The sequence below is a fragment of the Actinomadura sp. NPDC000600 genome, assembly GCF_040492135.1.
GTDB lineage: Bacteria > Actinomycetota > Actinomycetes > Streptosporangiales > Streptosporangiaceae > Spirillospora.
This window is the reverse complement of sequence record NZ_JBEUPD010000011.1, coordinates 237,064-250,105: the sequence shown is the minus strand read 5'-3', so window position 1 is coordinate 250,105 and position 13,042 is coordinate 237,064. Positions and strand designations below refer to the sequence as shown.

The window sequence follows — 13,042 nt, the reverse complement described above, 5'->3', positions numbered from 1 at the left end:
GTGGCCGCGATCAACCCCCGCCTGGTCGCCGCCAACGGGGTCGGCACCGACGTCGCCGGCCAGCTCCTGGTCACCGCCGGCCACAACCACGACCGGCTCACCTGCGAGGCGGCGTTCGCCATGCTCTGCGGCGCCGCCCCGATCCCGGCCTCCTCCGGCAAGACCACCCGGCACCGCCTCAACCGCGGCGGTGACCGGCAGGCCAACGCCGCCCTCTACCGCGTGGTGCTGTGCCGCCTGCGCTGGGACCCCCGCACCCGCGCCTACGCCGAACGACGCACCACCGAAGGCCTGTCCAAGAAAGAGATCATCCGATGCCTCAAGCGCTACATCGCCCGCGAGCTCTACCAGATCATCACATCAAGCGATCTTGAACTCGCCGCTTGACATCCATAGGAGCATCCCTCCGGCGCCGGGGAGGCCGGTCAGAGGTAGTCGGTGGTGTTCCGCACCGTTCCGAACCTCGGGAACGTGCGCCGCACGGCGAAGTCGTGCTCCTCGGCGGTGAGACCGGACATGGCGTCCGCGACGAACTCCAGCTCGTAGCCGTGGTCGCTCGCGGCCCGCGCGGTCGACTCCACGCCCATGGTCGTGACGAGCCCGCCGAGGACGAGGTCGATGAGCACGAGCCCGGCAGACATGAAGATCATTCTAGGAGCCCCGGTCCGCGCGGGGAGTCGGGGTCAGTCCCAGCGGGCGTTGCGCTGGCGCTTCACGGCACTGCGGCGCTTCTTGTTCTCCAGGCGGCGCTCGTTGATGCCGCGGGGGACCTTCTTCGGGATGCGCTTCTTCGGGGGAGGGGCCGTCGCCTCGGCCAGGATCGTCGCCAAGCGGGTGCGGGCGGCGTCCCGGTTGCGCTGCTGGGAGCGGTACTCCTCGGCGCGGATCGTGAGGACGCCGCGGACCAGCCGACCGGAGAGGCGCTCCAGGGCGCGGGCGCGCAGCGGCTCGGGGAGGGACGGGGAGTTCGCGACGTCGAAGGAGAGTTCGGCGGCGGTGGCGCTGGTGTTGACGTGCTGCCCGCCCGGCCCCGAGGAGCGGGAGAAGCGCCAGGCGAGCTCGGACTCCGAAATGGAGACCGAGCCGCGGACATGGATCTGGGCGGGCATGTCCCCATTGTCGCAGGGAAGGGTCGGATCGTCGCTCCAATAACTTCCGGCCCGCGGCCCTCGCTGGCGACCAGGAAAGTACTTACTTACACTGGGCGCCATGAATGCGCCTGCTATGGACGTGCCTGCCATGGACGATGGACTGTTCCGGGACGACGACCTCATCCGCGTCATCACGCGGGAGGGCGTGCTGATCGCCGCGGGCGGCGCCGCGTCGCTGCTGCAGACGGCCCATCCCAAGGTGGCGCAGGGCGTCTACGACCACAGCTACACGGCGGACGACCCGCTGCGCAGGCTGCGGAACACGATGGGGTGGCTCTACGCGGTGCAGTTCGGGACGCGGGAGGAGGCCGAGACGCTCAGCGCCCTCGTCACCAAGGGGCACGCGGCCGTCACCGGCCCCGACTACGAGGCGAACGAACCCGAGTTGCAGGTGTGGGTCGCGTCCACGCTGTTCGCGGTGGCGGTGCAGTTCTACCAGCTCGTCTTCCGGCGGACGTTCACCGAGGCGGAGCTCGCGGAGTTCTACGGGCAGACCAAGGTCTACGCGACGATCCTCGGCTGCCCGGAGGAGCGGATGCCGGAGACCTACCCGCAGTTCCGCGAGTACTACGCGGACATGCTGCACAGCCTGGAGATCAGTGACGCGTCGCGGGCCATCGCCGAGCAGGTGCTCCACCCGAGGCTGCCGGGCGGGCCGCTGCATGCGCCCGGCCTGATGGCGATCCGGCTGCTCACCGCGGGCCTGATGCCCGCGCCGATCCGCGAGCAGTACGGGTGGAGGTGGACCCCGGGACGGGAGCGCCGGTTCCGCCTCCTGGTCGGGGCGATCGCGCTCGTCTATCCGCGGCTCCCGCTGCGGGTCCGCACGCTGCCGCGGGAGTACTACCTGCTCACGACGCGGCGGATGCTGGCGAAGGTCAAGCGGCGCCCGGCCGTTCGGGTGCGGAGCTGAGCGCGGGGCGGCACAGAGCACGGGCGGCACAGAGCGGCCGCGTGACCCGCAGGCAGGTCACGCGGCCGCTCTCCCTTGCCGGGTCCTCCCACCCGGCCCGGCCGGGAGGACCCTCTGCCCCGGTCCGCCGTCCGTCCGCCCGCTCCCCCCAGAGCCCTGGCCGGACGGCGTCCCGGGTCAGACCTGTGCGCCGGCGATGATCGCGTCGGCGGCCTTCTTGGCGGAGTCGACCGGGATGGCGAAGCCGACCCCGATGTTCCCGCTGCTGCTCCCGGACGTGGCGATGGCGGTGTTGACGCCGATCACCTGGCCCGCGGCGTTGACCAGCGCGCCGCCGGAGTTGCCGGGGTTGATGGCGGCGTCGGTCTGGATCGCGTTCTTGATCACGGTCTGCTGCTGCTGCGACAGCCGCCCCTGGAGCCCCGGCGGGAGCTGCTGCTGGTCGCCGCCCTCCTGGATCTCGCGTCCGAGCGCGCTGACGATGCCGGACGTCACCGAACCGTCCAGCCCGAGCGGGCTGCCCACCGCCAGGACCTGGTCGCCGACCGCCACGGCGCGGCTGGAGCCGAGCGTCGCGGGCCTCAGGCCCGACACCCCCTCCGCCTTGACGACGGCGACGTCCTCCCCGGTGTTGGCGCCGAGGACCTGCGCGGACGCGGTCCTGCCGTCGCTGAACTTCACCGCGACCTGCTGGGCGCCGGACACCACGTGCGCGTTGGTGAGGATCACTCCGTCCGAGCGGAGGATCACGCCGGAACCGCCCTCCACGCCGGACGCCGTCCGGGCCTGGATCGACACGACGCTCGGCTGGACGGCGGCGGCGACCTGCGCGGTCGTGCTCTTGGACGCGACCCCGGAGACCGCCGTCGGGCTCGAGTAGACGGTGCTCTCGTGCGTCAGCGCCAGCGTCACCCCCGCGCCGGCGCCGCCCGCCCCCAGGGCCAGTGCCGTCGCGGCGCCCACGGCGGCGAGCTTGTGCCGCGCCGTGCCGAACATCCCCGCGCCGAACATGCCCGGACGGGACGGAGCGTCCGTCGGTGGCGGCGGGACGTTGCCCGTCCACTGCGGGTACGGGTCGAATCCGGGCCTTCCGGGCTCCCCGGCTCCGCCGGGCTCCCAGGGCTGCTGCTGCGGCCTGTCGGCGTTCATCTGGATCCCCCTGTCGCTCTCACCATGAAGAGTGCGCCCTGGGCCTGCAGGCCGCCTGGAGCCGACCTGAAAGTGTGCTGAACGCCTACAGTCATGAAAAAGCGGCCGAGGGGTCGGCCCCTCGGCCGCGGTGACCGGCCGGTCGCACCGATCGTCCGTCCAAGCTGGCCAGGGCGCGGCCTCCCGCTCCCCGTCGAGATCGGGGCGCGCCCTGTGCGTCCATTGGAACCCACGATCCTGAACGTTTCCTGAATGCCGCCTCTAGTCTTCCGCCAGAGGCAGGACGACCGTGAACGTCGCGCCCTCGCCGGGTGCGGAGTCGGCGCGGACCTCGCCGTCGTGCGCCGCGACGAGCGCGGCGACGATGGCCAGCCCGAGACCGGCGCCGCCGTGGTCGCGGGAGCGGCCCTCGTCGGAGCGGTAGAAGCGCTCGAAGACCCGGTCCACCTGCTCGGGGGCCAGGCCGGGCCCCTGGTCGGCGACCGCGACGACCGCCGCCGGCTCGCCGCGCAACGTGCCCGGCGACAGCCGCACCTCGATCAGTGTGCCCTCCGGCGTGTGCGCGACGGCGTTGCTGAGCAGGTTGCCGAGGACCTGGCGCAGCCGCGGCTCGTCACCCCGCACCTGGTACGCCAGTCCTCCCTCGACGGTGAGGTCGATCGTGCGCTCGGGCGCCAGGATTCTCGCCTCCTGGACAGCGTCGGCGGCGACGGCGAGCAGGTCCACCGGGCGCCGCTCGATCGGGCGCTGCCGGTCGAGCCGGGCGAGCAGCAGCAGGTCCTCCACGAGCAGGCCCATCCGGGACGCGGTCTCCTCGATCCGGCCGATCAGCCGCTCCGCCTCCTCGGGGGTGCGCGCCGCGCCCTGCCGGTAGAACTCGGCGAACCCGCGGATCGCGGTCAGCGGGGTCCGCAGCTCGTGGCTGGCGTCCGCGACGAACCGCCGCATCCGCTCCTCCGAGCGCAGCGCCGTCTCCTCGGATCGCCGGGCCGCGGCCTCCGACTCCGCGCGCGCCCGGAACGCCGCCTCGATCTGCCCGAGCATCGTGTTCAGCGACCGCCCGAGCCGCCCCATCTCCGTCCCCGGGTCAGCCTCCGGGACGCGCCGGGACAGGTCGCCCGCCGCGATCGCGCCCGCGGTCGCCTCCACCGCCCACAGCGGCCGCAGGCTGGCCCGGACGACGGCGACGCCCACGACCACCAGCACGGCCAGCACCAGCAGCCCGACGATCGCGTCGATCACCACGAGCCGCTGCACGGTCCGGTCGATCTCCTCCATGCTGAACGCGAGCACGAGCACCGTGCCGTCGGAGATCGGCTCGGCCAGGATCCGCCAGGTCGACCCGCCGGTCCCGGTGACGGTGAACGGCCGGTCGATGTGCCCGTTCAGGTTCGCCGGGAGCCGCGGATGGCCCGTCTCGCTCCACGCCTCGTTCTGCCCGAGCGAGCGGCCGTCGGTGGTGCGGACCTGCCCGTACATCTCGCTGGGAATCCGCACGGTGATCCGCGTCCGGCCGCTCTCCAGCTGCGGGACGACCTGGTCGATCGCCCGCCCGACCGAACCGCGCAGCTGGTCGTCGGCCCGTCCGACGAGGTACTGCCGCAGCACCGACGCGCCCGCCGCGCTCATCACCGTCATGCCGAGGGTGACCAGGACGAGCATCCCCGCGATCAGCTTGACGCGCAGCGACATGCGGGCCCACGTCCGTGCGAGGCCCCCGGCGGGCGCCGCGCCGGCGGCGCCCCGCACCTCGGGAGGGGCGGCGGTCGCCGGGGCCCGCGTGGCCATCAGCCCGTTCTCGTCGGCTCGCGCAGCACGTAGCCCACGCCGCGCAGGGTGTGGATGAGCCGCGGCTCGGTGTTGTCGACCTTGCGGCGCAGCGCGGACACGTACGACTCGACGATGCCCGCGTCGCCGCGGAAGTCGTAGTTCCACACGTGGTCGAGGATCTGCGCCTTGGACACGACGCGGCCCGCGTTGGCCATGAAGTAGCGCAGCAGCTTGAACTCGGTCGGCGACAGCTGGACGGGTCTGCGGCCGCGCCACACCTCGTGGCTGTCCTCGTCCAGCTCGATGTCGGCGAACACCATCCGCGGCGGCGGCTCGGTCGCCCCGCCGCGGAACCGGCGCAGCACCGCCCTGATGCGGGCGATGACCTCCTCCAGGCTGAACGGCTTGGTGACGTAGTCGTCGCCGCCGATCGTCAGCCCCTTGATCCGGTCCTGGACGGCGTCCCGCGCGGTCAGGAACAGCACGGGGGTGTGGTCGCCGCCGGACCGCAGCCGCCGCGCGACGTCGAACCCGTCGATGTCGGGCAGCATCACGTCCAGCACGATCAGGTCGGGGCGGTGCCGCCGCGCCGACTGCACCGCGTCCGCCCCGTTGGTGGCGGTGATCACGTCGAATCCGGTGAAGCGCAGGCTGCCGGCGAGGAGCTCCAGGATGTTGGGCTCGTCCTCGACGACGAGGAGCGTCGCCTCCGCCGTCCTGCCACCGTTCGCCGCACGTTCGACCACTTGCACAGTCCCCCTCCACATCATCGCAGAGGTTCGCATCCCAACCTGAACGTCTCCTGAATGCGCGCGGAGGACAGGCTGAGCGCACGCGCCGGACAGGCGGTCCGCACGGGACGGGAAAATCCCGCGCCGCCTACTCGCGGAGCGCGCGGATCGCCCGCATGGCCTCGCGGCGGGCGTCCCCGGACAGCACGTCGATGTAGACCCTGCCCGCCAGGTGGTCGCACTCGTGCTGCAGGGCGCGGGCGAAGTACCCGGTGCCCTCGACGCGGACGGGCCTGCCCTTCACGTCAACGCCCCCGACGACGGCGTGGTGGTGGCGGGGGGTGTCGAAACGCAGGCCGGGGACGGACAGGCAGCCCTCCGACTCCACGACCCGCTCGCCGTCGGCGGCCACCAGCTCCGGGTTGACGACGTGGCCGATGTGGCGGCGGCCCTTGTCGTCCTCGACGTCGTAGACGAACAGCCGCAGCCCGACGCCGATCTGGTTCCCGGCGAGGCCGGCGCCGTCCTCCTCGTACATGGTGGCGAACATGTCGTCGACGAGGCGCTCCAGCGACGCGTCGAACGTCCGGACCGGGTCGCACTCGGTGCGCAGGACCGGGTCCCCGAGAAGCCTGACCGGGCGGGCGGTTCCGCGCGGATGGGTCCGTTTGCTCACGATCAAGATCCTATATCCCGGGAAAACGCGGTCCCCCGAAACGCCGCGGGCGGTGCGGCGGGCCTGCTCAGGACCCGCCGCACCGCCCGCGGTGCGCGCGCTAGAGCTCGATGGGGCCGCGCGGCTGCTGCGGCGGGATGGGCGCGGTCGCCGGGCCGCCGGAGTCCTCGTCCGGACGCGCGGGCTTGGCCTGCGGCGGGACGGAGGGCGCCGGGCCGTCGCCGACCGGGGACGGCTCGGGCTTCTTGAGCGGGGGAGCGGTCTGCGGCGGGACCGACTGCGCCGGGCTCGCCTGCGCCGGAGCGGCGGCGGGCGCGGGCTTGGCCGGGGCCGGGGCCGGTGCCGGCTTCGCGGCGGCCGGCGCGGGCTTCGCCACCGGCTTGGCGCCCGGGGACGCGGGCTGCTGGGGAGCCGCCTGCGCGGGCTGCGCCTGCGGCGCCGGCTTGCCCTGGGCGCGGGGCGGCGAACTCTGCCGGACCGCGTCCTCGACCATCTTCTCCAGCGGACCGGCCTCGTTCTCGGCGGTCAGCAGCCGGTGCAGCGTCTCGCTGATCTCGGTGAGGCGCTGCAGGGCTTGGGTGTGGTTCTTGGTGAGCGCGGTGAGCCGCTGGGTCGCGCCCTCGTTGATCACGCTGGCGCGCCGCTCGGACGCGGTGAGGGTGCGCTCGGCCTCCAGCCGGGCGCCGGTCACCGTCTGCTCGGCCTCCTGCTTGGCGGCCGACAGGACGCTCTCGGACTCCTTCTTGGCGGAGGCGAGCACGTGCTCGGCCTTCTCCTGCGCCTGGGAGAGGTTCCGCTCGGCGTGCGAGCGGGCCTCGTCGATGATCCGCTTGGACTCCTGCTCGGCGTCCTTGCGGATCTCGGTGCCCCTGGCCTCGGCCTCGGCGAGCTTGTCCTGGGCCTCGTCCTCGGCGAGGTTGATGATCTGCCGGAGGCGGTCGCTGAGGTCGTCGCCGGTCGGCTTGCGGGCCTCCCGGACCTCGGCCATCTCGCGGCGGATCCGCTCGACCTCGTCCTGCGCGCGGGCGAGCCGCGCCTCTAGTTCACGGTGCTTCTGCTGGGCGCGGGCGATGTAGTCGTCGACCTGGCGGCGGTTGTAGCCGCGCATGACGATCTCGAAGGACTCTTCTTGGAGGAGGTTCGGCAGGATTTCGGCTTCGTTGCTCATGATGCCTAAGGGGTCGTTGGCGGGGGTCATCACCCCGTCAGGGTCGGTTGAGATGCGATCCTCACCCGCCGGTGAGCGGCCCACGGTGGGAAACGTCAGGACGACTCTTGTCCGGTCCACCCCATTCGCGCAACCGGAACCGCACTACTCGCAGCCGTTTCGTCACCTGGACATGCGCGACAAACTATCCAATCTGCGGAGAAAACCCTCCGCTGGGGGGCGGCTACCATCGGCGCCATGAGCTACCTGGGAGCGTTGGGCGAGGACCGGCCGAAGATCGACCCCGCGGCGTGGGTCGCGCCCGGCGCGGTCGTGGTCGGACGGGTGACGCTGGGCCGCGCGTCCAGCGTCTGGTACGGCTCGGTGCTGCGCGGGGACGACGAGGAGATCATCGTCGGCGAGGAGTGCAACATCCAGGACCTCAGCTGCATGCACTCCGACCCGGGCATGCCCGCGGTCCTGGAGGACCGGGTCAGCCTCGGCCACAAGGCGATGGTGCACGGCGCCCACGTCGAGGCCGGCTCGCTCATCGGCATCGGCGCCATCGTGCTGAACGGCGCCCGGATCGGCTCCGGGACGCTGATCGCTGCCGGCGCGCTCGTCCCGCCCGGCAAGAAGATCCCGTCCGGGGTGCTCGTCGCGGGCACCCCCGGCAAGATCGTCCGGGAGCTCACCGACGACGACCGGGCGGTCCTGCGGTACACGCCCGAGGTGTACGTCCAGAAGGCCGAGCGGCACCGCACCGCCCAGTGGGACTGAACCGTCCAGGGGGCTGAACCGCGCAGGGGGCTGAGCGGCTCGCCCGACCGAAATGTGCGGTACGGCCGACCGCGAACTGCCCCGCGGATCGCCCAGCCCCACTGTTTCCCGCCTCTGATAATTCGCTGACCTGCGGGGACACGGCGAATGGGCCGGTGAGGGGAGCCCCGGCCGGATTCTGCTGACTACCATGACCATCGTGGTGTGGGGACCGGGCTATGGCAGTGCTCCGCCGCCCAGCCCCGCTGCGGGGCAGGATCCGTTCACGGAGGCAGAGCGCGACACGAGGGCGATGGTGGCCGCCGCATGGTGGCCGTCGGCGCCTCCGCAGCAGCGCCATCACGCCATCGCGGGGCGCATGCTCGTCCTGCCGGACGGGACGTGGTGGCTGTTCGGGGCGTGGGCCCGCTGGTACCGGCTGCACCCGTCCGACGGGCAGTGGTACCTGTGCCCGCCGCCGCGCATCCCCGCCGTCCGGATGGCCGCGCGGCCCGCGCAGCAGCGGCCCGGGCAGGTGCCCGCGCTGCCGCCGCACGTCATCCCCGCCGGGCCCGACTTCTCCTACGACCCGCCGTCCGGGCTGCCCTTCGTCGCGCACGGGTTCGCGACCGAGCTGACCTCGCGGGTCCGCTCGACCGTCGAGTCCGCCGCCACGCTGGCCGCGCAGGACTACCCGCACTGGTGGCGGGAGTTCACGAGCGAGGCGCCGTCCACCGTCGCCGTCGCCTGGGGCGTGATGCTCTGGTGCTCCGCCGCGCCCGCGTTCGACTCGCGGCTGGACGCCCAGATGCTCGACCTGTGGAAGCCCTACCGCGCGAGGCCCCTCCCCGACGTGGACGGCCCGCGCTGGCTCACCCCGCCCGCCCTGGAGTCTCTGGTCGCGCTCTACTCCGAGCGGCTGCGCGCCAGCCGGGTGGACGCGGCGGTCGTCGTCCTGCGGACGATGTGGGCCGTCGCCAGCGCGCTGCGCGACGACGTCCGGTTCCAGGTGAGGGCGGACGCGCTGCTCGCCATCCTCGGCACCACCCTGTCCAACCCCACCGTCGACTACGGGGCGCTGCCCTACGGGGACCAGGCGATCGTCCAGCAGTGGCTGACGCGGTGCCCGCCCAACCTCGTGCCCGCGCTGAGGAACGAGAGCTCGCCGGGGGACAACTTCCGGCACGCCTTCTACACGCTCAGCGAGCTGATAGCCGACCTGTCGGGCGACCCCGCCGAACCGGCCTACATCGAGCCCCGGCTGGTGGCCGCCGCGCTGCTGGCCGCCGATCTGGACGTCGTCCGCAAGGACATGGTGGGCACCATCGTCCCCTGGCTGGACCCGGAGATCCGCTACACCGTGCAGGCGGTGTCGGAGCAGCGGGGGCATCCGCTGCGCCGGCTGTGGCCGCAGGACATGCGCCTTCCGGAGCCGCTGCGGTCGGCCGCCGGATCCGGTCCGGGCGCCGAGTCGCTGCTGGCGGCCATGTACGAGGTCGACCTCGCGTGGTGCCGGCTCGGCGGCATGCCCGCCCGGCCCCGCGGCTTCCCCGTCCCGACCGCGATCGTCGCCGGGATCATCGGACGCAACCGGGCCCGCGCCACGGCCGCCGCGCCGACGTCCACGCCCAGCCCGGTGCCGCAGCAGCCGTCCCCGTTCAACATGCCGAGCCAGCCCGGCCTCGCCCCCGGCGCGTCGCCGCAGGGGGCGTCCGGGGCGAACTTCGCGCCGTCCGAGCCCGACCGCCCCTTCGTCCAGCCGCCCGCGCAGCCCGGCTGGGAGAACGCGCCCGGCCCCGCCGCCGGGCATGCCCAGACCCCGGCGCCCGGCCAAGGGCAGCAGGCCGCGTTCAACTCCCCGGGGTTCGCCGCCCCGGATCCGATGATGGGCGGCCACTCGCCCGCCGAGGACGACAAGGACGAGGCCGCCGCCGCGCCGCCGTACACCGAACTCGGCTTCCAGCGCCCCGGCGCGGCCCCGCCCGCACCCGTGCAGAGTCCCGGAGCCGTGCCGCCCGCACCCGTGCAGAGTCCCGGAGCCATGCAGAGCCCGGCACCGCCCGCGCCGATGCAGAGCCCGCCGCTGCCCTCGTCTCCGGCGCAGCCGCCGTCTCCGGCCCAGCCCGCCGTGCCCGAGCCGGTCCAGGCCGGCCACACGCCCGCGCCTCCTCAGGAGGCAGGCGGCTTCTCCCCTCCCGAGGAGGAGAGTCAGGACGCCGACTTCCTGCCGCCGTACACGCAGCTGGGCTACCAGCCTGCGGGCTCGGCGCCTCCGCCACAGCCGAACGTCCAGCCGAACATGCAGCCGGGTCCGGCGGGCCCTGCGCAGCCCCCGTCCCCGGCCGAGCCGCAGCCCCAGGCGTTCGACCCGTACGCGACGCGCGTGGAGGACCAGGGCGGCCGGCCCCAGCAGAGCCGGCAGGCCCCGCCGGGGCAGCCGCCGGGAACGCGCATCCTCGGCCCGGACGACCTCGAGGACGGTCCGCCGAACCCCGCGCCGCCGCCCGTCCCGGGAGGCGGCCCGGGGACGAAGGTCATGTCCCAGACGATGGTCGGCGACTTCGACTTCCTGGACGACACGCCCTCGCCGGACCAGCCCGTCAGCGAGATCCCGCCGCCGAGCGACCGCAGCACCCGCCGCGTCCTGGAGCGGTTCGGGTTCGGCTTCGTGTACGGCGAGCACGACGCCGCGGCGCTGCTCGGCGACCTGAAGGCGCAGGCCGAGGAGTGGAACGCGGCGGGCGAGGACATCGAGCGCACCCGCGTGGACGGCGCGCCGAGCTCGATCAAGGCCGGCGTGCCCGGTGTGCTGCTGGTCGGCAAGCCGCACTCGGGGCAGCGGCGGCTCTCCCGGATGATCGCGCTGACGCTGGCCAACGCCGGGCTCGGCGACGGGTCGATCCGCGCGCACGACGCCGAGGACGTCCGGAACGCGCCGCCGGAGCGGATCGGGCAGCTGCTCGGGCAGCCGGGCCCGGTGATCCTCTTCGAGCGGCTGGACGTGGCCGTCACCGGCGCGGCCGACCCGGCCGCGGTCGTCGGCGCGGTGCGCCGCGCCCGCCGCGACCCGGTGAACACCACCCCGGTGATCGCGACCTGCGGGCCGGGCGCCTACAAGCGGCTGCTCCAGGAGCACCCGAAGCTCGTGCAGGCGTTCCGCGTCCACCGGCTGCCCGACTTCGGCGACCTCGACAACCGGATGACGCTGCTGCACCTGCTGGCGGAGGAGCGGCGCGTCACGATCGGCGCGTCGGCCCTGGAGGTGGTCCGCGCCGACCTGGAGCGGCTCCGCGGACCGGGCGACCTGGTCAACGCGCGGCTCGTCGAGGCGTACCTGGACCAGGCGGCCCAGCGCAACATGGAGCGCGCCGGGGCGTCCCACGACCGGCTCGTGCTGACCCCGGACGACCTCGCGGGCGTCGCCGAGGGGATCGAGCCGGCGCTGCGCCCGCCCGGCGACATCGACGGCTACCTGCGGCAGCTCGACCAGCTCACCGGGCTGGAGGACGTGAAGGCGGCCGTGCTGGAGCTGACCGAGGAGGCGGGCCTCGCGGCCGACCGGGCCCGGTACGGGGTGTCCGGCGGCGACGCGCGGCACCTGGTGTTCACGGGGCCGCCCGGCACCGGCAAGACGACCGTCGCCGGCCTCGTCGGCGGCATCTACGCGGCGCTGGGGCTGCTGGACTCCGGACACGTGGTCGCCTGCCGCCCGGTCCACCTGGCGGGCCGCGACCGGGTCGACACCGAGAACCGGGTCGCGGGCATGGTCGACCAGGCGCTCGGCGGCGTGCTGCTCATCCAGGAGGCGTACCTGCTCGACCGGTCTCCCGCCGTGGTGGAGGAACTGCTGCGCCGTATGCGGCAGGGCGCGGAGGGCAGGGCCCGGTTCATGGTGGTGTGCTCCAGTCCGGCGGCGGAGATGGAGGGCTTCCTCGCGGGCAGTCCCGAGTTCCGCGCCGAGTTCGGGCGGATCCTGGAGTTCACCGGGATGGGCGACCGCGACATGGTCCGGCTGTTCCAGAGCTATGCCGAGCGCGACCTTTACATGCTGGACGAGGAGCTGCGCGTCGAGCTGCTCAACCGGTTCTCGCGGCTGCGGGAGGACCCGCAGTTCGCCTACGCGCGGACGGTGCGCGCGCTGTTCGAGCAGACCGTGGCGCGGCAGGCGGCCCGGCTCGCGGGCGCCGACGTCAACGCCGCGACCGTGGCCCGGCTGACGGTCCGCGACCTGCCCGAGACGTCGCTGGAGCAGATGCTCGGCGGCTTCCACCAGGGGACCCGGGAGGGGTTCCGGCCGGGGCGGTGACCGGCCCGTCCGTGCCATGCGGCACGGGCCGCGCGCATCAGACGGGCGCCACCTGGGAAGGCTAGGCAGTCCGGGGTGCGGCTCCCGGGATCGGTGGGCCGCGGCTGTCTGGCGGCGCCTACCCCCCGGCGGGGGACCTCCCCCGGACGGACAGGGTCGGAGTGGCCCTCGAATGGCCCTCTTGGGTCATGTGCCCGCCGGGGCGAGGCGCGTAGCCTCGACGACGGGTGTGGGGAACGAACGGAGGTGGACGCGGTGCGCCAGAACCTCGATTTGCGCGTCCACGACCGCGTTGCGCTGGACGAGATCGAACTCTATGCCGAGATGCTGAGCGCGGTGGCCGCGGCGGAGCGGCCGCTGACCATCGCGGAGATCGACATGGTGCTCGGAGTGCGGTCCGGCGAGGCCGGTCGTCGTGAGCTGACGCCACGGGATTGAAC

General features: G+C 73.6%; 12 protein-coding genes. 5 read left to right on the top strand and 7 right to left on the bottom strand.

Translation table 11 applies throughout. The features are described 5' to 3' along the window. The coding region (locus ABWI07_RS18860; RefSeq protein WP_353819283.1) for a transposase at positions 1–387 on the top strand (387 nt) is incomplete at its 5' end. Positions 388–425: 38 nt separating this feature from the next. On the opposite strand, the gene ABWI07_RS18855 is transcribed toward ABWI07_RS18860, so the two are convergent. Continuing rightward, positions 426–641 (bottom strand): isochorismatase family protein, encoded by a 216-nt coding sequence (locus ABWI07_RS18855; RefSeq protein ID WP_353819282.1) that lies wholly within the window; start codon positions 639–641, stop codon positions 426–428. A 42-nt stretch (positions 642–683) separates the two neighbouring features. After that, on the bottom strand, positions 684–1,109 hold the full coding sequence (gene arfB / locus ABWI07_RS18850) for an alternative ribosome rescue aminoacyl-tRNA hydrolase ArfB (protein WP_353819281.1): 426 nt from the start codon (positions 1,107–1,109) through the stop codon (positions 684–686). 130 nt (positions 1,110–1,239) lie between these two features. Here arfB and ABWI07_RS18845 point away from each other — a divergent pair, with 130 nt between their 5' ends. Continuing rightward, positions 1,240–2,064, top strand: coding sequence for an oxygenase MpaB family protein (locus ABWI07_RS18845; RefSeq protein ID WP_353819280.1), 825 nt, complete (start codon positions 1,240–1,242; stop codon positions 2,062–2,064). Between the two features lie 177 nt (positions 2,065–2,241). On the opposite strand, the gene ABWI07_RS18840 is transcribed toward ABWI07_RS18845, so the two are convergent. The 5 genes from ABWI07_RS18840 to ABWI07_RS18820 form a co-directional block, all read right to left on the bottom strand. Next, positions 2,242–3,213, bottom strand: coding sequence for a S1C family serine protease (locus ABWI07_RS18840; RefSeq protein WP_353819279.1), 972 nt, complete (start codon positions 3,211–3,213; stop codon positions 2,242–2,244). A 261-nt stretch (positions 3,214–3,474) separates the two neighbouring features. Beyond that, the gene (locus ABWI07_RS18835) at positions 3,475–5,001 is read right to left on the bottom strand and encodes a sensor histidine kinase (protein WP_353819278.1); all 1,527 of its coding nucleotides are present in this window, start codon (positions 4,999–5,001) and stop codon (positions 3,475–3,477) included. Next, entirely contained in the window at positions 5,001–5,735 is a 735-nt protein-coding gene (locus tag ABWI07_RS18830; protein ID WP_353819277.1) for a response regulator transcription factor, read from the bottom strand. Before ABWI07_RS18830 ends, ABWI07_RS18835 begins: the two co-directional genes overlap by 1 nt. A 127-nt stretch (positions 5,736–5,862) precedes the next feature. Continuing rightward, positions 5,863–6,390 carry a peptide deformylase gene (gene def / locus ABWI07_RS18825; protein WP_353819276.1) on the bottom strand — a complete coding sequence of 176 codons (528 nt, stop codon included), beginning with the start codon at positions 6,388–6,390 and terminating at the stop codon, positions 5,863–5,865. A gap of 100 nt (positions 6,391–6,490) precedes the next feature. Continuing rightward, on the bottom strand, positions 6,491–7,558 hold the full coding sequence (locus ABWI07_RS18820) for a DivIVA domain-containing protein (RefSeq protein WP_149263133.1): 1,068 nt from the start codon (positions 7,556–7,558) through the stop codon (positions 6,491–6,493). Positions 7,559–7,795: 237 nt separating this feature from the next. On the opposite strand from ABWI07_RS18820, the gene ABWI07_RS18815 reads away from it, so the two are divergent. The 3 genes from ABWI07_RS18815 to ABWI07_RS18805 all read left to right on the top strand — a co-directional run bounded on the left by ABWI07_RS18815 (position 7,796) and on the right by ABWI07_RS18805 (position 13,040). Next, positions 7,796–8,317, top strand: coding sequence for a gamma carbonic anhydrase family protein (locus ABWI07_RS18815; protein WP_149263132.1), 522 nt, complete (start codon positions 7,796–7,798; stop codon positions 8,315–8,317). Between the two features lie 190 nt (positions 8,318–8,507). Next, on the top strand, positions 8,508–12,602 hold the full coding sequence (locus tag ABWI07_RS18810; protein WP_353819275.1) for an AAA family ATPase: 4,095 nt from the start codon (positions 8,508–8,510) through the stop codon (positions 12,600–12,602). Between the two features lie 246 nt (positions 12,603–12,848). Further along, on the top strand, positions 12,849–13,040 hold the full coding sequence (locus ABWI07_RS18805) for a hypothetical protein (RefSeq protein ID WP_308800926.1): 192 nt from the start codon (positions 12,849–12,851) through the stop codon (positions 13,038–13,040). The last annotated feature ends 2 nt before the right edge of the window (positions 13,041–13,042 follow it).